The 21,578-nt window shown below is 68.2% G+C and carries 19 protein-coding genes and 1 tRNA gene; 13 read left to right on the plus strand and 7 right to left on the minus strand.

Annotation, left to right across the window (positions count from 1 at the left end; genetic code table 11):
- Positions 1–863: 863 nt before the first annotated feature.
- From urtD to LWW96_RS13880, 5 genes are all read right to left on the minus strand, one after another.
- The gene (gene urtD, locus LWW96_RS13860) at positions 864–1,739 is read right to left on the minus strand and encodes an urea ABC transporter ATP-binding protein UrtD (protein ID WP_291487944.1); all 876 of its coding nucleotides are present in this window, start codon (positions 1,737–1,739) and stop codon (positions 864–866) included.
- The gene (gene urtC / locus LWW96_RS13865) at positions 1,736–2,875 is read right to left on the minus strand and encodes an urea ABC transporter permease subunit UrtC (protein WP_291487946.1); all 1,140 of its coding nucleotides are present in this window, start codon (positions 2,873–2,875) and stop codon (positions 1,736–1,738) included. Before urtC ends, urtD begins: the two co-directional genes overlap by 4 nt.
- A gap of 17 nt (positions 2,876–2,892) precedes the next feature.
- Complete coding sequence (urtB, locus tag LWW96_RS13870; protein WP_291487948.1) at positions 2,893–4,473, minus strand: urea ABC transporter permease subunit UrtB; 1,581 nt, start codon at positions 4,471–4,473, stop codon at positions 2,893–2,895.
- Positions 4,474–4,638: 165 nt separating this feature from the next.
- Entirely contained in the window at positions 4,639–5,910 is a 1,272-nt protein-coding gene (gene urtA, locus LWW96_RS13875; protein ID WP_291487950.1) for an urea ABC transporter substrate-binding protein, read from the minus strand.
- 174 nt (positions 5,911–6,084) lie between these two features.
- Positions 6,085–6,525, minus strand: coding sequence for an Lrp/AsnC family transcriptional regulator (locus tag LWW96_RS13880; protein ID WP_291487952.1), 441 nt, complete (start codon positions 6,523–6,525; stop codon positions 6,085–6,087).
- Between the two features lie 147 nt (positions 6,526–6,672).
- On the opposite strand from LWW96_RS13880, the gene LWW96_RS13885 reads away from it, so the two are divergent.
- The 4 genes from LWW96_RS13885 to LWW96_RS13900 all read left to right on the plus strand — a co-directional run bounded on the left by LWW96_RS13885 (position 6,673) and on the right by LWW96_RS13900 (position 10,053).
- Positions 6,673–7,284, plus strand: a complete 612-nt coding sequence (locus LWW96_RS13885; protein WP_291487954.1) for a glutathione S-transferase — start codon at positions 6,673–6,675, stop codon at positions 7,282–7,284.
- A 158-nt stretch (positions 7,285–7,442) separates the two neighbouring features.
- On the plus strand, positions 7,443–8,747 hold the full coding sequence (locus tag LWW96_RS13890) for a UDP-N-acetylglucosamine 1-carboxyvinyltransferase (RefSeq protein ID WP_291487956.1): 1,305 nt from the start codon (positions 7,443–7,445) through the stop codon (positions 8,745–8,747).
- A 116-nt stretch (positions 8,748–8,863) separates the two neighbouring features.
- Positions 8,864–9,559, plus strand: coding sequence for a DUF3334 family protein (locus LWW96_RS13895; protein ID WP_291487958.1), 696 nt, complete (start codon positions 8,864–8,866; stop codon positions 9,557–9,559).
- Between the two features lie 167 nt (positions 9,560–9,726).
- A complete protein-coding gene (locus LWW96_RS13900; RefSeq protein WP_291487960.1) occupies positions 9,727–10,053 on the plus strand; it encodes a plasmid stabilization protein in 327 nt (108 codons plus the stop codon).
- 223 nt (positions 10,054–10,276) lie between these two features.
- On the opposite strand, the gene LWW96_RS13905 is transcribed toward LWW96_RS13900, so the two are convergent.
- Together LWW96_RS13905 and LWW96_RS13910 are read right to left on the minus strand one after the other, a co-directional pair.
- Positions 10,277–11,344, minus strand: coding sequence for a response regulator (locus LWW96_RS13905; RefSeq protein ID WP_291487962.1), 1,068 nt, complete (start codon positions 11,342–11,344; stop codon positions 10,277–10,279).
- Positions 11,341–15,039, minus strand: coding sequence for an ATP-binding protein (locus tag LWW96_RS13910; RefSeq protein ID WP_291487964.1), 3,699 nt, complete (start codon positions 15,037–15,039; stop codon positions 11,341–11,343). The genes LWW96_RS13905 and LWW96_RS13910 overlap by 4 nt, the downstream gene beginning before the upstream one ends.
- Before the next feature lie 172 nt (positions 15,040–15,211).
- Here LWW96_RS13910 and LWW96_RS13915 point away from each other — a divergent pair, with 172 nt between their 5' ends.
- The 9 genes from LWW96_RS13915 (at position 15,212) to LWW96_RS13955 (ending at position 21,528) form a co-directional block, all read left to right on the plus strand.
- Positions 15,212–15,514, plus strand: a complete 303-nt coding sequence (locus LWW96_RS13915) for an urease subunit gamma (RefSeq protein ID WP_291487966.1) — start codon at positions 15,212–15,214, stop codon at positions 15,512–15,514.
- A gap of 36 nt (positions 15,515–15,550) precedes the next feature.
- On the plus strand, positions 15,551–16,165 hold the full coding sequence (locus LWW96_RS13920) for a HupE/UreJ family protein (protein WP_291487967.1): 615 nt from the start codon (positions 15,551–15,553) through the stop codon (positions 16,163–16,165).
- Between the two features lie 169 nt (positions 16,166–16,334).
- On the plus strand, positions 16,335–16,640 hold the full coding sequence (locus tag LWW96_RS13925) for an urease subunit beta (protein WP_291487968.1): 306 nt from the start codon (positions 16,335–16,337) through the stop codon (positions 16,638–16,640).
- A 206-nt stretch (positions 16,641–16,846) separates the two neighbouring features.
- Positions 16,847–18,565: an urease subunit alpha gene (gene ureC, locus LWW96_RS13930; RefSeq protein ID WP_291487969.1), complete on the plus strand. Its 1,719-nt coding sequence runs from the start codon at positions 16,847–16,849 to the stop codon at positions 18,563–18,565.
- Between the two features lie 13 nt (positions 18,566–18,578).
- Positions 18,579–19,076 (plus strand): GNAT family N-acetyltransferase, encoded by a 498-nt coding sequence (locus LWW96_RS13935; RefSeq protein WP_291487970.1) that lies wholly within the window; start codon positions 18,579–18,581, stop codon positions 19,074–19,076.
- 77 nt (positions 19,077–19,153) lie between these two features.
- Complete coding sequence (gene ureE / locus LWW96_RS13940; protein ID WP_291487971.1) at positions 19,154–19,855, plus strand: urease accessory protein UreE; 702 nt, start codon at positions 19,154–19,156, stop codon at positions 19,853–19,855.
- Positions 19,856–19,975: 120 nt separating this feature from the next.
- Positions 19,976–20,686, plus strand: a complete 711-nt coding sequence (locus LWW96_RS13945) for an urease accessory UreF family protein (protein ID WP_291487972.1) — start codon at positions 19,976–19,978, stop codon at positions 20,684–20,686.
- Positions 20,687–20,736: 50 nt separating this feature from the next.
- A complete protein-coding gene (gene ureG, locus LWW96_RS13950) occupies positions 20,737–21,420 on the plus strand; it encodes an urease accessory protein UreG (RefSeq protein WP_291487973.1) in 684 nt (227 codons plus the stop codon).
- A 20-nt stretch (positions 21,421–21,440) separates the two neighbouring features.
- A tRNA-Ser gene (locus LWW96_RS13955) sits at positions 21,441–21,528 on the plus strand.
- The last annotated feature ends 50 nt before the right edge of the window (positions 21,529–21,578 follow it).

Consider the following 21,578-nt stretch of genomic DNA (forward strand, 5'->3'; position numbering starts at 1 on the left):
GGCGAGTCCCTTTCTTTCGCGTCGCCGAAAGAAAGGAACCAAAGGTCGCGAAGCGGGACTCCACTCACTTCGCGCAGCGAAGTTATGTGGAGGCCAAAGGGCGACCCTACAGGCTGCGTCCCTCCGCTCTGCTGCGGGCAACCTGCGGTGCTCGCGGGCGGGATGCGCTGCGGAACTCGCTTTGCGCTGCGCGCGCCGCTCGGACAACCGCAGCGAGTCAGAGCACGAAGCCTGTGTGTCCTGCGGCACACAGGCCACCCCGCCCGCTGCGCTCCTCGGCGCATCCTGAAGGGAACCCAGCCGACCCGGGCCATCGCTGCGCTCGGCCCCGCTTTCGCAGCGCGTGGCGCTTGCGCCCGCGAAAGCCAGGCCGAGCGAAGCGATGGCCCGTGTGGCTGTTTGGCTGTTGGATGCCCGGCTGTCCCACCCCTGCTGGCTGCGCCTGCGGCGGGGCGGTTGCGGGGTGGCATGGGCGCCCTTGCGCCCGTGCTTCGTGATCTGACTCGCCGTGGTTGTCCGAGCGGCGCTGCGAAGCAGCAAAGCGAGTTCCGCGGCGCACCCCGCAACCGCCTCGCCGCAGGTTTGCCCCGTAGCGCAGCGCAGGGGTCGCAGACTGGGGGTCGCCTTTCTTTTGGGTACTTTTCTTTGGCGAAGCAAAGAACAAGTACCTCGGCCGCCGGGCCGAGACCCGGCCTCCGCCCTCCGCACAAGCATGCCGCCCCTCAGCGAGCTTGCGAGCAGCGCCCCGGCTTCGACCAGCTCAGCCCGAACGGATGGGGTGAAGCGAACCGGCTTCGACAGGCTCAGCCCGAACGGATAGCGGGCTCCCGCGCATCCAAATGAACCAGGACAAAACGACACCATCACCGCCCCAAATACACCTCAATCACCCGCTCATCCGCCTGCACCTGGTCCAGCGTCCCCTGCGCCAGCACGGCCCCGTCGCACAGCACCGTCACGATTTCCGAGATGGTGCGGATGAACGACATGTCGTGCTCCACCACCATCAGCGAGTGCTTGCCCTTGAGCGCAAGGAACAGCTCGGCAGTGCGCGCCGTCTCCTCGTCCGTCATGCCCGCCACCGGCTCGTCCAGCAGCAGCAGCTTGGGGTCCTGCATCAGCAGCATGCCGATCTCGAGCCACTGCTTTTGCCCGTGGCTCAGGTTGCCAGACTGCCGCGTGACGCTGCCGGCCAGGTGAATGGTGTGCAGCACCTCGGCCAGCCGGTCCGACTGGGCGGAATCCAGGCGGAAGAACATGCTGGACTTCACGCCCTTGTGCGTCTTGAGCGCCAGCTCCAGGTTCTCGAACACGGTGAGCTGCTCGAACACCGTGGGCTTCTGGAACTTGCGGCCGATGCCCAGGCTCGCGATCTCGGGCTCGTTGTGGCGCAGCAGGTCAATCGTCGAGCCGAAGAACACCGTGCCTTTGTCCGGCCGCGTCTTGCCGGTGATGATGTCCATCATCGTCGTCTTGCCCGCGCCATTGGGGCCGATGATGCAGCGCAGCTCGCCGGGCGCGATGTCCAGGCTCAGGCCGTTGATGGCCTTGAAGCCGTCAAAGCTCACGTGCACATCTTCCAGGTACAGGATGCGGCCATGGGTCACATCCACCTCGCCCGGCACCGCCACGCGCGAGAACCCGGCCGCGCGGCCGCCCGACTCGGTCTGGCCCGGTGCAGCGGGCGCCTGCGTTTTCGCCAGGCGCCGCGCGCCCTCTTCCATCAGGTCGGGCGTCATTGCGCGGCCCCCTTCTCTTTTTTCGCCATCCACTTCTTCGCCAGCCCCACCACGCCGTCGGGCAGGAACAGCGTGACGGCAATGAACAGCGCGCCCAGGAAATACAGCCAGAACTCCGGCGCCGTCACCGTGAGCCAGCTCTTGGCGCCGTTGACGATGAACGCGCCCGCGATGGGGCCGATCAGCGTGGCACGCCCACCCACGGCCGCCCACACGGCGATCTCGATGGAGTTGGCGGCGCTCATCTCGCCGGGGTTGATGATGCCGACCTGCGGCACGTAGAGCGCGCCCGCCACGCCGCACATCATGGCGCTGATGGTCCAGATGGTGAGCTTGTAGGGCAGCGGCGCATAGCCTGAGAACATGACGCGGCTTTCCGCGTCGCGCACGGCCTGCAGCACGCGGCCGAACTTGCTACGCACCAGCCAGCGCGCCAGCAGGAAGAACACCAGCAGCGTGACGCCGGTCATCACGAAGAGCAGCATGCGCATGTTCTGCGTGGCAATGGGCATGCCCAGGATGCGCTTGAAGTCGGTAAAGCCGTTGTTGCCGCCAAAGCCCGTCTCGTTGCGGAAGAACAGCAGCATGGCCGCGTACGTCATGGCCTGGGTGATGATGGAAAAGTACACGCCCTTGATGCGCGAGCGGAAGGCAAAGTAGCCGAACACAAAGGCGATCAGCCCCGGCACCGCCACGACGAGGACCAGCGTGGCGATGAAACTGTCGGACAGCGCCCAGTGCCAGGGCAGCTCCTTCCAGTCCAGGAACACCATGAAGTCGGGCAGGTCGCTGTGGTAGTTGCCGTCGCGGCCGATCTGGCGCATGAGGTACATGCCCATCACGTAGCCGCCCAGCGCAAAGAACAGCCCGTGCCCCAGGCTGAGGATGCCGGTGTAGCCCCAGATCAGGTCCATGGCCAGCGCGCAGATGGCGTAGCACATGATCTTGCCGAGCAGCGCCACGGCGTAGTCGCTAAGGTGGAATGCACTGCCTGCGGGCACCCACAGGTTGAGCACGGGCGCGATGGCGCACACCACGATGAGCGCCACGATGAACGCCGACCAGCCGCCGCGGGTGAGCAGCGGTGCGGGCTTTGGCAGCGGGATCGCGGGGGAAGAAGGCGTATTCGTCGTCATGTTCTGTTTCGATCCGCTCAGTCCGCGCTACGCCCTTTGACCGCAAAGATGCCCTGCGGCCGCTTCTGGATGAAGACGATGATGAACACCAGCACGGTGATCTTGGCCAGCACGGCGCCCGTCCAGCCTTCGAGGAACTTGTTGAGAACGCCCAGGCCCAGCGCGGCGTACACGGTGCCAGCCAGCTGGCCCACGCCGCCCAGCACCACCACCATGAACGAGTCCACGATGTAGCCCTGGCCCAGGTCCGGACCCACGTTGCCCACCTGGCTGAGCGCACAGCCCGCGAGGCCGGCGATGCCCGAGCCGAGCGCAAACGCATAGGTGTCCACCCGGGCCGTGTTCACGCCCATGCACGACGCAATGGGGCGGTTTTGCGTGACGCCGCGCACGAACAGGCCCAGGCGCGTCTTGCCGATGAGGAAGGCCACGCCCCCCAGCACCGCCAGCGCGAAGGCCACGATGATCACGCGGTTCCAGGGCAGTTGCAGGTTGTCCATGAGCTGCACGCCGCCGCTCATCCACGCGGGGTTCTCCACCCCCACGTTCTGTGCGCCGAACAGGCTGCGCACCAGCTGCTGCAGCACCAAGCTGATGCCCCAGGTGGCCAGCAGGGTCTCCAGCGGCCGGCCGTAGAGGAAACGGATCACGCCGCGCTCCAGCACCGCGCCCATCAGCGCCGACGCCAGGAAGGCGGCGGGCACGGCGGCCACCAGGTACCAGTCGAACGCGCCCGGGAAGTACTTTTGAAAAACGCCCTGCATCACGTAGGTGGCGTAGGCGCCGATCATCATCAGCTCGCCGTGCGCCATGTTGATCACGCCCATCAGGCCGTAGGTGATGGCCAGGCCCAGCGCCACCAGCAGCAGGATGGAGCCCAGGCTGATGCCGGAGAACATCGCCGCCAGGCGCTCGCCCCAGTGCAGGCGCTCTTCCACGGTCTTGAGCGCGGCCTGCAATGCGGCCTTGACCTGGGGGTCTTCTTCATTGCGCAGCTGCTCCAGCAGCACGGTGCGCGTGGCGGGGTTGCCGCTGGCCGCCAGGTGCTGCGCGGCCGAAAGGCGCTTGACCGCGTCGGCGCTGCCGATGAGGATGCGCGCACGGATGCTTTCAAGGCGCGCCTTGAGCGCGGCGTCCTGCTCGGCGGCCAGCGCTTTCTCGATCAGCGGCAGGCGGGCCTCGTCGGTTTCTTCGCGCAGCGCCTCGATGGCCTTGCGGCGCTCTGCCACGTCGGCGGCCATGAGCTGCAGCGATGCCAGCGCGGTATCGAACTCGCCGCGCATGCGGTTGTTGTTGACGATGTCTTCGGCATCGTCGGGCACGGGCACCTCGGCGCCGGTGACGGGGTCCAGCCCCTTGCCGTCGCGCAGGACGATGGCCTTGCCGCCCGCGATCTTCACCGCGTCATCGCCCATGGCGCGGATGAAGGCCACGGTGGCTTCGTCGGGCGTGGCGATGGCCGCCTGCAGCGCGGCGATCCGGTCATCGGTATCGCCCGCCGCCATGGCCCGCGCCGCCTCGGCCGTGAGCGCGTGCGCCTGCACGGCCGCGCACAGCAGCAGGCAGGCAATCAGGCGTTGAAAAAGTGTGGCAAACATGAGGGGGAGCCGGTAGGTCAAATGAAAACAGGCCTGTGCAGCGCGCGGGGCCCAGACCAGGGCCCCCGCGCAAGGGCCGCCCCGCCGCGCCGGGGGCGTCCCCCTGCCCGCATCGCTCAGCGATGCGAGAGCGGGGGGAAGGCGCGAAGCGCCTCAGGGGGGTGATCAGAGCTTGCTCTTGCCGTCCGGCTCGTCCTTCTTCTTGTCGTTGCCTTCGATGTACGGGCTCCATGGCTTGGCCTTCACCGGGCCAGGCGTCTTCCACACCACGTTGAACTGGCCGTCGGCCTTGATCTCGCCGATGAACACGCTCTTGTGCAGGTGGTGGTTCTTCTCGTCCATCTTGCTGACGATGCCCGAGGGCGCCTTGAAGGTCTGGCCGGCCATGGCGGCGATCACCTTGTCCACATCGGTGCTCTTGGCCTTCTCGACGGCCTGCTTCCACATGTTGATGCCGATGTAGGTGGCTTCCATCGGGTCGTTGGTGAGCGGCTTGTCCTTGTGGCCGGCGATGTTCTTGGCCTTGGCGTAGTCGCTCCACTTCTTGATGAACGCGGTGTTTTCCGGGTTCTTGATGGACATGAAGTAGTTCCAGGCGGCCAGATGGCCCACCAGCGGCTTCGTGTCCACGCCGCGCAGCTCTTCCTCACCCACCGAGAAGGCGACGACCGGCACGTCCTTGGCCTTCAGGCCCGCGTTGCCCAGTTCCTTGTAGAACGGCACGTTGGAGTCGCCGTTGATGGTGGAGACCACGGCCGTCTTGCCGCCCTGGCTGAATTTCTTGATGTCGGCCACGATGGTCTGGTAGTCAGAGTGGCCGAAGGGGGTGTACTTCTCGTCGATGTCGGAATCCTTCACACCCTTGGACTTGAGGTAGGCGCGCAGGATCTTGTTGGTGGTGCGGGGGTACACGTAGTCGGTGCCCAGCAGCACCCAGCGCTTGGCGCTGCCGCCGTCCTTGCTCATCAGGTAGTCCACTGCGGGAATCGCCTGCTGGTTGGGCGCGGCGCCGGTGTAGAACACGTTCTTGGACAGTTCCTCACCCTCGTACTGCACGGGGTAGAACAAGAGGCCGTTCATTTCCTCCACCACGGGCAGCACGGACTTGCGGGACACGCTGGTCCAGCAGCCGAAGATCACGGCCACCTTGTCCTGCGTGAGCAGCTGCTTGGTCTTCTCGGCAAACAGGGGCCAGTTGGAGGCGGGGTCCACCACCACGGGCTCGAGCTTCTTGCCCAGCACGCCACCCTTGGCGTTGATCTCGTCAATGGCCATGAGCACGGTGTCCTTGAGCACCGTTTCCGAGATGGCCATGGTGCCCGAAAGGCTGTGCAGGACGCCGACCTTGATGGTCTCCTGCGCATGGGCAGGCAGGGCGGACAGGCCGGCGAGCGTGGCGACGGCCGCAAGGGCCTTGAGGGAATAACGACGTTGCATGAGGTGCTTCTCCAGTGGGGTTCAGGTTCCAACCGCTTTGCCCCTGCCGCCCGCTCGGTGCGGGAAGGGCGGGGCATGGGTGGGATTCTGGAGAGCACGGCGTTTGCCGGAAATACGCCGGGTGGCGTACATGGGTGCACGGTGCCGCACCGTGCGGCGGCGCCTTCGCCGGGTTTACAACGGCACCGTCACCGCCTTGCGCACCGGGCTGGAGAGCACCAGCGACGTGGTCACGGCGCCGTGCACGGCCAGCGCGTCCACCACCCGCTCCAAGTCGGACGGCTGGGCGATGGCGCAGCGCACGATGAAGCAGTCCTCGCCGGTCACGCGGTCGGCCTCCAGCACCTCCGGCATCTGCTGGAACAGCTGCACATACGGCGCGATGCCCGCGTGCGTGGTCTGGATGCGGATGATGGCCTGCAGGCCCACGCCGATGGCGCGCAGATTGACCCGCGCACCGTACCCCTCGATCACGCCGGCCGCCTCCAGCTTGCGCACCCGCTCGCTCATGGCCGGCTGCGACAGCCCGATGCGCTTGCCCAGCGCGGCCAGGCTCTGGCGCGCGTCGGCCTGCAGCGCCTGCAGGATCTGCCGGTCCTTCTTGTCCAATGGCATGCGCGCTCTTCCTTTCCGTGCGTTGCGTTGCCCGCCGGCGTGCCGATGAACCATCGGCCGGCGGGCTTGATTTCCGATGACTGCCCCTGGTCAGCCCTGTGGCTGCAGGGCTATCGTAGGGCCCTTTCAACCGCCCTCGCCCCTGCCATGCAACTCATTGGAATGCTGGACTCCCCCTATGTCCGCCGCGTCGCGGTCTCGCTGCACGTGCTGGGGCAGCCCTTTGCGCACCAGCCCCTGTCGGTCTTCAGCACCTTCGAGCAATTCCAGCAGATCAACCCGGTGGTGAAGGCGCCCACGCTGGTCGCGGACGACGGCACGGTGCTGATGGATTCGACGCTGATCCTGCAGTGGATCGAGTCCCAAGCGCCCGGGTCGCGGCTGACCCCGGCCGATCCGGCGCAGCGCCTGCACGACCTGCGGCTCACCGGCCTGGCGCTGGCGGCCTGCGAGAAGGCCGTGCAGACGGTCTACGAACACCGGCTGCGGCCCGCGGAGAAGCAGCACGCGCCCTGGCTGGACCGGGTGGGCGGCCAGCTGGATGCGGCCTTCGCCGCGCTGGAGGCCGAGCTGGCGCGCGTGCCCCTGGCCGCTGTGCAGGAGTCGCTGACGCACGGCGCCATCGCCTCCGCCGTGGCCTGGAGCTTCACGCACCTGCTGCTGCCGGGCCGCGTGGATGCGGCCGCCCACCCGTGCCTGGAGGCCTTCACGCGCGCGGCCGAGCAGTTGCCCGCCTTCCAGGCCTGCCCCCAGACCTGAGCAGTTGTTGACGATGGGAGCGCGGCGTAGCGGTGCCCCCGCGCGGGCAACGGGGTAGAGTAGCGGGCTCAGCAACCCGCCGGCCGGTGCCAACGGCCGGATGGGCTTGCCCCTTCACCCGCCCGCGCACCGCGCCTGTCCCTCCGCTGTTCCCTGCCATGTCCAACCTCATCGTTCACGGCGGCACGCCGCTGCGCGGCCGCATCACACCGTCTGCCAACAAGAACGCCGTGCTCCCGGTGCTGTGCGCCACGCTGCTCACCCACGAACCGCTGCGCCTGCTGGGCGTGCCCGACATCACCGATGTGCGCAAGATCCTGGAGATCTTCCGCACCCTGGGCAGCGACGTGCGCATGGACCACGCCAGCGGCACGCTGGAGCTGCACCACCACGCCACCGTCTTCGATGCCGCCCGGCACCGGCTGCCGGAGGAGATGCGCTCCTCCATCATGCTGGTGCCGCCGCTGCTGGCACGCTTTGGCGTGGCGCGGCTGGAGGACAACGTCAAGGGCTGCACGCTGGGCGTGCGCGAGATCGACCCGCATGTGGAGGTGTTCCGCCGCTTCGGCGCGACGGTGGAGCGCGCCGAAGGCTCGCTGCTGGTGCGCCGCGGCACTGCCGCGCTGGCGGCCAACCAGCACTGGCTGGACTATGCCTCCGTCACCACCACCGAGAATTTCGTGCTCTGCGCCGCCGCGGCCCAGGGCACGTCGGTGCTGACCAATGCGGCCTCGGAACCGCACGTGCAGGAGTTCTGCCGCTTCATGGGCATGATCGGGGTGGACATCGACGGCATCGGCACCTCGCGGCTCACGGTGCGCGGCGGCGGGGCGCTCAAGGGCGGCGAGTTCCGCTTTGACGAAGACTTCCACGAGATCACGACCTTTCTCGCGCTGGGCGCCATCACCGGGGGCGACGTGGTGGTACGCAACAGCGCGCCCGAGAACTTTCCGCTCATCGACCGCACGTTTGCCAAGTTCGGCGTGGCCATCACCCACGAGGACGGCTGGTCGCGCGCCCGCTGCGACGGCCCGCTCCAGGTGCAGACGCCCTTCACCAGCAACGTGCTGACCAAGGTGGAGGCGGCGCCCTGGCCCTACTTCCCGGTGGACCTGCTGCCCATCTTCATTGCGCTGGGGGTGCGGGCGCAGGGCAACGCGCTGTTCTGGAACAAGGTGTACGACGGCGCCCTGGGCTGGGCGGGCGAGCTGTCCAAGTTCGGCGCGCACGTGTTCCAGTCCGATCCGCACCGGCTCGTGACCTTTGGCGGCAACCCGCTGACGCCGGCCGTGGTGGAAAGCCCCTACATCATCCGCGTGGCCATTGCACTGCTGATGGTGGCGGCCAGCACGCCCGGCCGCTCGGAGATCCGCAACGCCACACCCATCCGGCGCGCGCACCCGCGCTTCGCAGAAAACCTGCGCAGCCTGGGCGTGCAGGTGGAGTGGACCAGCGAGGAGTAACCGGTGCCGGCCCTGCCGCCCGCCCGGCGGCACTGGCCGAGCGCCCCGCCTTCGCCTATGCTCTGCAGCCCGACGCTTCGCTTTTTTCCTGACCCGCCTTTCCGACGCAGCCCCCCATGAGCAGCCCCACCGACACCTCCCGCACCACCTACGGCACCGAAGACCTGCTGATCAGCCTGTGCAACTCCGTCACCCGCGTGCTGGGCGTGGCCACGCACAGCCAGATCCACTACTCCGGCATGGTGCAGCGCATCAGCAAGACCTGCCTCAAGCCCGACATCGGCTGCTTTGTGCTGTTCGACGGCGGCTTCTCGGGGCTGGTGATCATCAACTTCACGGCCCAGGCGGCCATGGAGCTGTATGCCAACTACCTGCTGAACATGGGCATGTCCAAGGACGACCTGGTCAGCTCCTACACCTCGGACGAGGTCAGCAACGTGATGGGCGAGCTGATGAACCAGGTGGTGGGCGACTTCACCGGCAAGGTGCGGCGCGAGCTGCAGACCCACATCACGCAGAACCAGCCCAAGATGCTGGTGCTGAACAAGCAGGTGCAGCTCTCGGTGGACGCCAACCTGGACAAGCCCGAGGCGCGGCGCGTGACCTTCTACACCAGCGCCAACCACATCTTCTACCTGGAACTGGCGATCGACCGCACCGAGTTCATCAAGCTCTACGACTTTGAGGCCCAGGAAGCGCCCGACCCCGATGCGCTGATGGCCCAGTCGCAGGAAGCCCCCGTGGTCTCCGAAAGCCCGGCGCCGGCAGGTCAGGACGATACCGACGCGCTGCTGAAGTCGCTGGGCATGTGACGCTTCAAAAACCATAGCTGCTGGCGCTTACTGGACGGTCGCCAGGCCAGGTTTTCCATCCAGATGCAGCCGCGCTTGTCCTACGTGGGCTGGCGCGCTGCGCCGACCCGCCGGGCGCTGCGGGCGCCTAACCTGACGGCTTGTGATTCCCCTTGAAGGAGCCCCCCATGCCGCAGGCCCAATGGAGCGCCAAGCGCGAGCGCCAGTACGAGCACATCAAGTCCAGCCTGAAGCAGCGCGGCAAGAGCACCGGCACGGCCGAGGAGATTGCCGCGCGCACCGTGAACAAGGAACGCGCCCAGCACGGCGAGAGCAAGACAGCCAACCCCAAGACCGTGCGCGACACGCCGGCCCCCGTGCGCGGAGGCCAGCGCTCCCACACGGGCGCCCAGGGGCGCACCCGCGAGCAGCTGTACGAGGAGGCCCGGCGCAAAGGCATCGCCGGCCGCTCGAAGATGAACAAGGCGCAGCTGGAAAGCGCGGTGGGGCGCTGAGCAGCGGCGCGCAGCTGCTCTCAAAATAATAGCTGCTTGCGATTGCTGTGAAAGCGCTGCAGCCCGATTGGACCCACAATCCACGGCACAGCGCGCATCCCCAACTCACCCGTTCACGCGGAGCCCGTCGAAGCGTTGTCCGGGGCTTCGGCCCCCTCCGCCCGAACGGACGGTTCGCATGCCCAGACGCCGCCCCACCCCGTTGGCGATAGCAGCCACGGCATCACCCCTCGAACTGCGGGTGCAGCTGCCGGATGCGGTTCATCGCCATCGCCGCCGCGGCCGTACGCGTCTCCACCCCCAACTTGGCAAACACGCGCTCCAGATGCTTCTTCACGGTGGCGGGGCTGGCGCCCAGGATGTCGCCGATGTCGCGGTTGATCTTGCCTTTGACCACCCAGTACAGCACCTCGGCCTCGCGGGCGGTGAGCTTGAAGGCCAGGCTCATGGATTCGATGATCTTCGCGTCCGACACCTCGCGCATCACGATGAGCCAGTCGCCCCCGCCCTCGCTGTCGCCCGCCTGCTGGTGCAGGCGGAAGGTGAGCCGGCGGGCGCCCTGCTCCACCGCCAGGCGCGGCGGCTCGGCCAGCGATGCGGCCAGCAGCTCGGCGGCGTTGTCGGCCAGCACGTGGCGGCGCAGCCAGGCTTGCACGGGCTCGGGCGCCCATTGGCCAAAGGCGGTGGGCGTGCCATCGGCCCCCGCGCCGCCGAAATAGCTTTGCAGCAGCTCGCGCGCCAGCGGGGTCTGCCACACGATGCGCCCGTCGGACGCGCGCACGGTGATGCTGGCGTAGCCGAACGCGTCCAGCGCGTTGCGCGCCTCGCGCGCCTGCAGGGCGTCTTGCCGGGCCTTGCGGGCTGCGCCCAGGTGCACCTGCATGCGGGCCATCACCTCGCGGGGCTTGATGGGCTTGATCACGTAGTCGATGCCCCCGGCTTCCAGCGCCGCCACCAGGTGCTCCGTCTCCGTCAGGCCCGTCATGAAGATGATGGGGATGTGCGCCGTGGCCGGCGTGGCCTTGAGGCGCCGGGCCACCTCGAAGCCGTCCATGCCCGGCATCATCGCGTCCAGCAGCACGATGTCGGGCAGCGCCTGTGCGGCGCGCTGCAGCGCGGCCTCGCCGTGGGTGGCCACCAGCACGGTGTAGCCCGACTCGTCCAGCGCGTCGTGCAGCACGGCCAGGTTGTCGGGCACGTCGTCCACCACCAGCACCACGTCGGAGCTGCCGCGGTCCAGCAGGGCGGCCGCAGGGTGGGCGAAGGGGGTGGCGGGTGGCACAACCGTCATGGCGTGGCTTGCTCCAGGATCTCGCCCAGGGCGTCGAAGGCGAACTGCTGTGCCAGCGGCCGCAGGCGCGCCACAAAGGCCGCGTGCTCCGGGTGCCGGCGCTCGATGTCTGCCAGGCTGTTGAGGACACCCCGGTAGTAGCCCAGCGCAACCGACTGCGCCAGGTCCGCGACGACGGCGGCGGGCGGGCAATCCCCGGCCGGCGCCGCTGCCCCCGCAGCCGGCGGCCGCAGCGGCGCGATGGAAGGCGGCTGCGGCACCACGGCCCCGGCAGCGCCGGCCGCGGGGGCATCCACCCAGACCAGCTCCAGCCGCCGCTCCAGCCAGTCCAGCAGCTCGCTGTGGCGCACGGGCTTGACAATGAAGTCTTCGGGGCGGATGCCCGCATCGTTCTCCAGCGTCTTGTCAAAGGCGTTGGCCGACACGACGGCGATACAGGCGCCGGGCGTGGCGGCTGCGTCACCGTCACCGTCACCGTCACCGTCAGCGTCAGCGTCCCCGCGTGCCGCCCAGCCCTGCGCGCGGATGCGGCGGATGGTCTCCCACCCGTCGATGCCGGGCATGGCCAGGTCCATGAAGATGGCGTGGGGCCGGTAGCCGGCGGCCAGCAGGTCCAGCGCATCGTGGCCGCTGGCCGCCTGGCGCAGCTCGAAGCCCAGCGGCTCCAGCAGCTGGCGCAGCAGCTCGCGGTCGGGCTCTTCGTTGTCCACCACCAGGATGCGGCGGCGCTCGCCCGCGTAGCCGGACCGCGCCCGGGCCGCCGCGCGCACGGCGGGCGCGGCGGCGGCCTTGCCCAGTGCCTCGGCGTGCACCTCGGGCAGGAAGAGCTTGACGTGGAACACCGAGCCTGCGCCGGGCGTGCTGGTCACCGTGAGCTCCCCGCCCATCAGCGCCGTGAGCATCTTGGCAATGGTGAGCCCCAGGCCCGCGCCGGGCGCAGCGCTGCCGCCCGTGGCGCCGGGCGCGCCGCCGCGGGCGCCACCCCGTGCAAAGGGCTCGAAGATGCGTTCAATCTCGTCCTGCGTGAGCCCCGGCCCCGTGTCCTGCACGTCGATGCGCGCCATCTCGCGCGCATAGCGCACGCGCAGCGTGACGGTGCCCTGCGCGGTGAACTTGATGGCGTTGCCCAGCAGGTTGATGAGGATCTGCCGCAGCCGCTGCTCGTCGGCGCGTACCACCTCGGGGATCACGCCCTGCACGTCGAACTGGAAGGCCAGGCCCTTGGCGGCGGCCTGCAGCTCGAACAGGCCCGCGATCTCGTGCAGGCCGTCGGCAAAGCGCATGGGCGCGACGTCGAGGGTGAGCTTGCCGGACTCGATGCGCGCGATGTCCAGCGTGCCCTCGATGAGCGAGAGCAAATGCTCGCCGCCGCGGCGGATCACGTGCACGGCCTGCTTGCGGTGGGCGGGGACCTGGGGGTCCTCGCCCATCAGCTGCGCGTAGCCCAGGATGGAGTTGAGCGGCGTGCGGATCTCGTGGCTGATGGCGCTGATGTAGCGGCTCTTGGCCTGGTTGGCCTGCTCGGCCGCCTGCTGCGCCTGCTCGGCCACGCGGCGCGCGGTCTGCAGGGCCTCGTCGGTCTGGCGGTGCAGCTCGATCTCGCGCATGAGCAGGCCGGTCTGGCGGTTGGATTCCTCCTGCGCCACCTGGCGGCTCTTGTGCGCCAGCACCAGCCACCAGGCCACGATACCCGAGATGACCAAAAGCGCGAGGTAGGCCTTGAGCAGGCCCGAGCGCAGGGCCACCTCCGGGGCCGCCAGCACATCGGTGTCCGTCATCGCCTGGGCGATGGTGTTCAGCTCCTGGTGGTACAGCAGCCCCATCACGGCGGCCAGCAGCGGGGCAATCACCAGCATCAGCAGCAGGAAGTGGCCCAGCCCCGTGTCCAGATAGCGCCACACGGCCCGCGGCAGCACCCAGCGCAGCGCGGCGGACCACTGCACCGCCATGCTCGCGTGCGGCTTGCACAGGTCGCCGCAGCGCGCATCCAGCGTGCAGCACAGCGAGCAGATGGCGCCACGGTAGGCGGGGCACTGCGCCATGTCCGGCGCCTCGTATTCGCGCTCGCAAACCACGCAGCGCTGCACCGTGAGGCGCGTGTAGCCGCCCGGGTCGCCCGCGCGCGCGCCGGGCACCGGGCCTTGCATGGGCACCGCCACGGGATCGCTGTGCCGGGCGATGTAGTACTTGCCCCCCGTGGCCCACGCAATCAGCGGCGCGGCCACAAACGCCACGGCCATGGCGATCACCGCCGAGAACGCCTGCGGCAGCGGCCCGAACAGGCCCAGGTGCGCGCTGATGGAGACAATGGAGGCCAGCGCCATGGCGCCCACGCCCACGGGGTTGATGTCGTACAGGTGGGCCCGCTTGAACTCGATGCCCCGGGGCGACAGGCCCAGCGGCTTGTTGACCACCAGATCGGCCACCACCGCCATGATCCACGCGATGGCGATGTTGGAGTACAGGCCCAGCACCTCGCCCATGGCGCGGAAGACGTTCATCTCCATCAGCATGAAGGCGATGAGCGTGTTGAACACCACCCACACCACCCGCCCCGGGTGGCTGTGCGTGAGGCGCGAGAAGAAGTTGGACCACGCGAGCGACCCGGCGTAGGCATTGGTCACATTGATCTTGAGCTGCGACACCACCACGAACAGCGCCGTGGCGGCCACCGCCCAGCCGTAGTGCGGGAAGACGTACTCATACGCCGCCAGGTACATCTGGTTGGGGTCCACCGCGCGCTCCACCGGCACCATGTGGGTGAGCGCCAGCCAGGCCAGCAGCGCGCCGCCCAGCATCTTGAGCACGCCCAGCACCACCCAGCCCGGCCCGCCCGCCAGCACCCCCAGCCACCAGCGCCCCGCGTGCCCCGGCGTGGGGGCGGGCATGAAGCGCAGGTAGTCGGCCTGCTCCCCCATTTGGGTGATGAGCGCAATGCCGACGGTGAGCGCCGCACCAAACAAGGGCAGCTGAAAGCTGGCACCGCGCATCGATTCACCGCCGTAGTGCAGAACCCCCGCAAACGCACCAGGATCGTGCGCCAGCACCGTGGCAAACGGCACCAGCAGCATCACCAGCCACAGCGGCTGCGTCCACACCTGCAGCCGGCTGATGGCCGACACGCCGTGCGTGACCAGCGGAATCACCACCAGCGCGCAGAGCAGGTAGCCCCAGCGGGGCGGAATGTCCAGCGCCAGCTCCAGCGCGTAGGCCATCACGGCGGCTTCCAGCGCAAAGAAGATGAAGGTGAAGCTGGCGTAGATGAGCGAGGTGAGCGTGGAGCCGATGTAGCCAAAGCCCGCCCCGCGCGTGAGCAGGTCCATGTCCACCCCATAGCGCGCCGCGTACACGCTGATGGGCAGCCCCGCCAGGAAGATGATGAGCCCCGTGGCCACGATGGCCCAGAAGGCATTGATGAAGCCGTACTGCACCAGCAGCGTGGCGCCCACGGCCTCCAGGATCAAGAACGACGCCGCGCCAAACGCGGTGTTGGCCACGCGCCATTCCGACCACTTGCGAAAGCGCTGGGGCGTGTAGCGCAGCGCGTAGTCCTCCATGGTCTCGGTGGCCACCCAGCTGTTGTAGTCGCGGCGCACCTTCACGACCTGCTGCGGCGGCTGCGCATCGGCGCCCGGCCCTGGCACAGAGGCCGAAGTGGCGTCGGGCGGGGCAAGGGAGGCGGTCGAGGGGGACATGGGCAAACGGCGGCAGCAGCCCTTGCAAGTGCAGTTTCCATGCCACGGGCCGGCTTCACTTCCAATGCATCTTCGCCGTCTGGCGTATGGCGGGCACGGGGCTTGCTGCCTATGATGAATCCGCGGTCACACAGATTTTTCCCGACACACCCCGCACATCAAGTGAAACGACATGGAACTGACCCCTCGTGAGAAAGACAAGCTCCTGATCTTCACTGCCGCCCTGCTGGCCGAGCGCCGCAAGGCCCGCGGACTGAAGCTCAACTACCCCGAGGCCGTGGCCCTGATCAGCGCGGCCGTGATGGAGGGCGCGCGCGACGGCAAGACGGTGGCCCAGCTCATGAGCGAAGGCCGCACGGTGCTCACGCGCGACGACGTGATGGAGGGCATCCCCGAGATGATTCCGGACATCCAGGTCGAGGCCACCTTCCCCGACGGCACCAAGCTCGTCACCGTGCACCAGCCGATCGTCTGACCCCCGTTCTCCCCCTCTTCTCTTCGTGGAGCCCCCATGCGCATCGCCCTCTCGCACCGCCACACAGCCGCTCTTCTTTTCATAGCTGCCAGCGCAATCAGCACGAGCGCCAGTGCCCATACCGGCGCCGAATCCCACATCCACAACAGCTTTCTGAGCGGCTTGGCCCACCCCTTCTTCGGGCTGGACCACCTGGCCACCATGGTGGCCGTGGGGCTGTGGAGCGCCCTGGCCGCCCGCAGCGCCGGGCGGGATCTGCTGTGGGGCCCCGTGGGCTTTGCGGCAATGCTGCTGGTGGGCGCCGTGCTGGGCCTGCAGGGCGTGGCGCTGCCGGCGGTGGAGCCGATGATTGCGGCGTCGCTGCTCATCACCGGGCTGCTTGTCGTGTCGCGCCTGCGCGTGCCCGGGCTGATGGCGGCGCTGGGCGTGGGCGTGTTTGCCGTCTTCCACGGCGTGGCCCATGGCTACGAACTGGCCGGCAGCGCCAGCGCCTGGCAGACCCTGGCCGGCATGCTGGCGGCCACCGTACTGCTGCACACCGCGGGCCTGGCAACGGGCTGGGCGCTGCGCCACCGCCATGTGTGGCTGGCGCGCGCCGCCGGTGCGGGCGTGGCTGCGTTCGGCGGCGCACTGCTGCTGCAAATGGCGTGATGGCCCGAGCTCACCCCACGCTCAGCAGGCTGACAAGCCCCTCTCCCCTCGCGGGAGAGGGGTTGGGGAGAGGGGGCAAAACTGGCCCACTGCGCACATCGCTCGCCCCCTCTCCCCGGCCCTCTCCCGCGAGGGGAGAGGGAGTAAATCCAAGGCTGGAGAACTGAACATGATCCCAGGCGAACTCTTCACCGACCCTGGCGAGCACCCGCTCAACGCCGGCCGCCGCACCCTCACGCTGGTGGTGCGCAACACGGGCGACCGGCCCATCCAGGTTGGCTCGCACTACCACTTTGCCGAGACCAACAATGCCCTGGGCTTTGACCGCGCGGCCGCGCGCGGCATGCGGCTGAACATCGCTTCGGGCACCGCCGTGCGCTTCGAGCCCGGCCAGGAACGCACGGTAGAGCTGGTGGACTACGCGGGCGACCGCCACGTGTACGGATTCCAGGGCCTGACGCAGGGCGCGCTGTAGGCAGCCCCCATGCTGGCGATGGCACCTGCACCCCACCCGTTCGGGCTGAGCCTGTCGAAGCCAGGGCACGAGCTGGGCAACCCTCCAGCAGGCTGCCCACGGCACGGCCCACCAGCATTTCAAGCAAAAACAGCCGCCAGCGCTTACTAGACAAGCGCAAGCAGCTATCAAAACAATAGTACTCAGTTCTCGCGGAGCACCCCACCATGGCAACGATTGGACGACGCGCCTATGCCGAAATGTTCGGCCCCACCGTGGGCGACCGCCTGCGCCTGGCCGACACCGAACTGATCCTGGAAGTGGAAGCCGACCACACCCTGCGCGCGGGCAGCTACGGCGAAGAGGTGAAGTTCGGCGGTGGCAAGACCATCCGCGACGGCATGGCGCAAAGCCAGCGCAGCAACGCGCAAGGTGCGGTGGACACCGTGCTGACCAACGCCCTCGTCATTGACCACACCGGCATCTTCAAGGCCGACATCGGCCTTAAAGCCGGCCGCATCGCCGCCATCGGCAAGGCGGGCAACCCCGACACGCAGCCGGGCGTGGACATCATCATCGGCCCGGGCACCGAGGTCATCAGCTGCGAGGGCAACATCGTCACCGCGGGCGGCATCGACAGCCACATCCACTTCATCTGCCCGCAGCAGGTGGAGGAAGCCCTGGCCAGCGGCGTGACCACCATGCTGGGCGGCGGCACCGGCCCCGCCACCGGCACGCTGGCCACCACCTGCACGTCCGGCCCCTTCAACATGGAACGCATGCTGCAGGCGGCCGACGCCTTCCCCATGAACCTGGGCTTTCTCGGCAAGGGCAACGCCAGCCTGCCGGATGCGCTGCACGAGCAGATCAACGCAGGCGCCATCGGCCTCAAGCTGCACGAAGACTGGGGCACCACGCCCTCGGCCATCAGCAACTGCCTGGACGTGGCCGAAGAAACTGACACGCAGGTCGCCATCCACAGCGACACGCTCAACGAATCCGGCTTTGTGGAGAACACCATTGCCGCCGTGGGCGGGCGCGGCATCTGCGCCTTCCACACCGAAGGCGCAGGGGGCGGCCACGCGCCCGACATCCTGCGCGTCGTGGGCGAGGCCAACTTCCTGCCATCGTCCACCAACCCCACCATGCCGTACACGCAGAACACGCTGGATGAGCATGTGGACATGCTCATGGTGTGCCACCACCTGGACGCGAGCATTGCCGAGGACCTGGCCTTTGCCGAAAGCCGCATCCGCAAGGAGACCATCGCGGCCGAGGACATCCTGCACGACCTGGGCGCCATCAGCATGATGAGCAGCGACAGCCAGGCCATGGGCCGCGTGGGCGAAGTCATCCTGCGCACCTGGCAGACGGCACACAAGATGAAGGTGCAGCGTGGCAGCCTGCAAGGCGACAGCGCCCGGAGCGACAACACGCGCATCAAGCGCTACGTGGCCAAGTACACCATCAACCCCGCCATTGCCCACGGCATCGCCCACGAGGTGGGTTCGCTGGAGGTGGGCAAGTGGGCCGACATCGTGATCTGGAAGCCCGCGTTCTTCGGCGTGAAGCCCGCGCTCATCCTGAAGGGCGGCCTGATCGCCATGGCTGCGATGGGCGACCCGAATGCCTCCATCCCCACACCCCAGCCCGTGCACTACCGGCCCATGTTCGGTGCGTTTGGCGGGGCCATTGCCAGGACCTCGCTCACCTTTGTCTCGCAGGCCGGCCTGAACGCCGGCATTGGTGAGCGCTTCGGCCTGCGCAAGCAGCTGTCCGCAGTGCGCAACGTCCGCGGCATCCGCAAGCGCGACATGGTGCACAACAGCTACACCCCCAAGATGGAAGTGGACGCGCAGACATACACCGTGCGCGCCGACGGCCAACTGCTCACCTGCGAGCCCGCCACCGTGCTGCCCATGGCGCAGCGGTACTTCCTGTTCTGATGGCACCCACGCGATGAGCACGTTGCTGGACAGCCTGACCATCCGCCTGGACGACCTGAGCGACCCGCGCATCGCCGCCTTCATGGAAGAGCACCTGCAGGACATGCGCGCCACCTCGCCGCCCGAGAGCGTGCATGCGCTGGACATGGACCAACTGCGCCGCCCCGACATCCGCTTCTGGACGGCCTGGCTGCCCGACGACACCGAGCCCGCGCCCGGCCGGCTGGTGGGCACCGGTGCGCTCAAGCACCTGAGCGACGAGCATGCCGAACTGAAATCCATGCGCTCGGCTGAGGGGCTGCGGGGCCTGGGCGTGGGCCGCGCCATCCTGGAACACATCCTGGGCCAGGCCGTGGACCTGGGCTACCAGCGCGTGAGCCTGGAGACGGGCAGCCAGCCGTTTTTTGAGCCGGCCCACCAGCTGTACCGGCGCTATGGGTTTGCCGACTGCGACCCCTTCGGCAGCTATGTGCCCGACCCGAACAGCCGCTTCATGACGCGGGAGCTTTGATCGCACCGCGAGCCGCTTCGCCCCACAGGCGGACAATGCCGCTTTCGCCCCGTGGCGCTCCGTCCAAAAGCCTTCCCATGATCCAAGTCTCCAAACTCCTCCCCCAAGGCCAGGGCCTGGCCCCTGTGCTGCTCAAGCGCGCCCACACGGTTGAACTCGACTGGGACGTGCGCCAAAAAAGCCGCTTCGCCGCCACCGACTCGGCCGGCCGCGAACTGGGCATCTTCCTGCCCCGCGGCACGCTGGTGCGCGGCGGCGACGTGCTGGTGGCCGAAGACGGCTCGCTGGTGCGCGTGGTGGCCGCCCCGCAGCCCGTGCTGGTCATCACCCCCTGTGCCACGCATGGATCGCCGTTCGACCTGACCCGCGCCGCCTACCACCTGGGCAACCGCCATGTGCCCATCGAGCTGCAGCCCGACCACCTCAAGATCGAGCCCGACCATGTGCTGGCCGACATGCTGCGCACCATGCACCTCACCGTGACCGAGCAGAACCTGGCGTTTGAACCCGAAGGTGGCGCCTATGCGGCGGGGCATGGCGGTGGGCACCATCACGGACATGACCACGGACACGGACCTGACCATGGTCATGAGCACGGACACCACCATGGTCATGGCGACCACCACGAGCACGCCCCCGATCACAGCCACGATCACAGCCCTTTGCACACGCACGCGCCAACGGACGCCGCAGCCGCACCCGCCCGGGGCCGCACCGTAGCCATCCCCGTGGTCGCCCAGGGCCACGTGCACGGCCCGCACTGCAACCACGACCACTGAGGCCCCGTGTCCGCCCCGCTGCGCCCCACCCCCACCGTTCGGGCTGAGCCTGTCGAAGGCAGGGCGCACTGCATGCCTCACCGGACCCATCCCCAGCCCCTGAGCTGACCCGCCGCCACCATGCGCTACGCCCACCGCGCCCCCCTGCCCGCCGCCAGCTTCTTGCAGCTGATGTGGCTGGCCTCCCCCGCACTCCCCGTGGGCGGGTTCTCGTATTCCGAAGGGCTGGAAAGCGCCGTTGAAAACGCGGGCCTCGCCACCGAAACCGCCGTGGGGGACTGGCTGCTGGACCAGCTGCACATCACCCAGGCCCGCGGCGACATGGCCCTCATCGCCAAGGCCGTGGGCGCCTGGCGCCGGGCCGACTGGGCGCATGTGCGCGAACTCAACGACTGGGTGCTGCACACCCGCGAGACCAGCGAACTGCGCCTCCAGGCCGAGCAGATGGGCCGGTCGATGGCCGAATGGCTGCGCAACCAGTATCAGGGCGACGAGGCCCTCATGCCCGCCATCCGCCACTTGGCCGCCCTGCCGCCCACCTACCCCGTAGCGTTTGCGCTGGCGGCATCGCAGACCCAGGCCCCCGTGCGCGAAGTGCTGCTGGCCTACGCCTTCGGCTGGGCCGAGAACATGGTGCAGGCCGCGCTCAAGTCCATGCAGCTGGGCCAGAGCGCGGGCCAGCGCATCCTGGCGCGGCTGGCCGACGCCATCCCCACCGCCGCCGACCACGCCGCCCGCCTGCAGGACAGCGAACGCCAAGCGTTCTCGCCCATGCTCGCCATCCTGAGCGCCCGGCACGAAGTGCAATATTCAAGACTTTTCCGCTCCTAGCCCAGGCACCGCTTGCGCAAGCAGCTATCGATTTCATAGTAAACAACGCCATGACCAACGCACTGCACCACGTCCCGAACCGCACCAAGCCCCTGCCCCCGCTGCGCGTGGGCATCGGCGGCCCCGTCGGCTCCGGCAAGACCACCCTGCTGGAAATGCTGTGCAAGGCCATGCGCGACGACTACGACCTCGTGGCCATCACCAACGACATCTATACCAAGGAAGACCAGCGCCTGCTGACGGTGAGCGGCGCCCTGCCGCCCGAGCGCATCCTGGGCGTGGAAACCGGCGGCTGTCCCCACACGGCCATCCGCGAGGACTGCTCCATCAACCTCGAAGCCATCGACCGCATGCTGGGCGAGTTTCCCAACGCCGACATCGTCTTCGTGGAAAGCGGCGGCGACAACCTGGCCGCCACCTTCAGCCCCGAGCTGAGCGACCTCACCATCTACGTCATCGACGTGGCCGCCGGCGAAAAGATCCCCCGCAAGGGCGGCCCCGGCATCACCAAGAGCGACCTGTTCGTCATCAACAAGACCGACCTGGCCCCCCACGTGGGCGCCAACCTCGACGTGATGCACGCCGACACCACCCGCATGCGCACCAACGCCCAGGGCCAGCTCAAGCCGTTTGTGATGACCAACCTGAAGACCCAGAGCGGCCTGGCCGAGGTGATCCGCTTCATCGAGACCCGCGGCATGCTGCAAAAAAAGAGCACCCCTGCCCTGGGCTAGAATCCGCAGCTTCCGTGCCCGGAGACGTGGGTGAGCGGTTTAAACCAGCAGTCTTGAAAACTGCCGACGGGCAACCGTCCGTGAGTTCGAATCTCACCGTCTCCGCCACATCCTCATCCGAGGACGTTCATGGAAGTCCATCAAGCCCGCCCCTCTCC

The sequence above is a fragment of the Acidovorax sp. genome (genome assembly GCF_021287135.1).
Classification (GTDB): domain Bacteria; phylum Pseudomonadota; class Gammaproteobacteria; order Burkholderiales; family Burkholderiaceae_C; genus Acidovorax.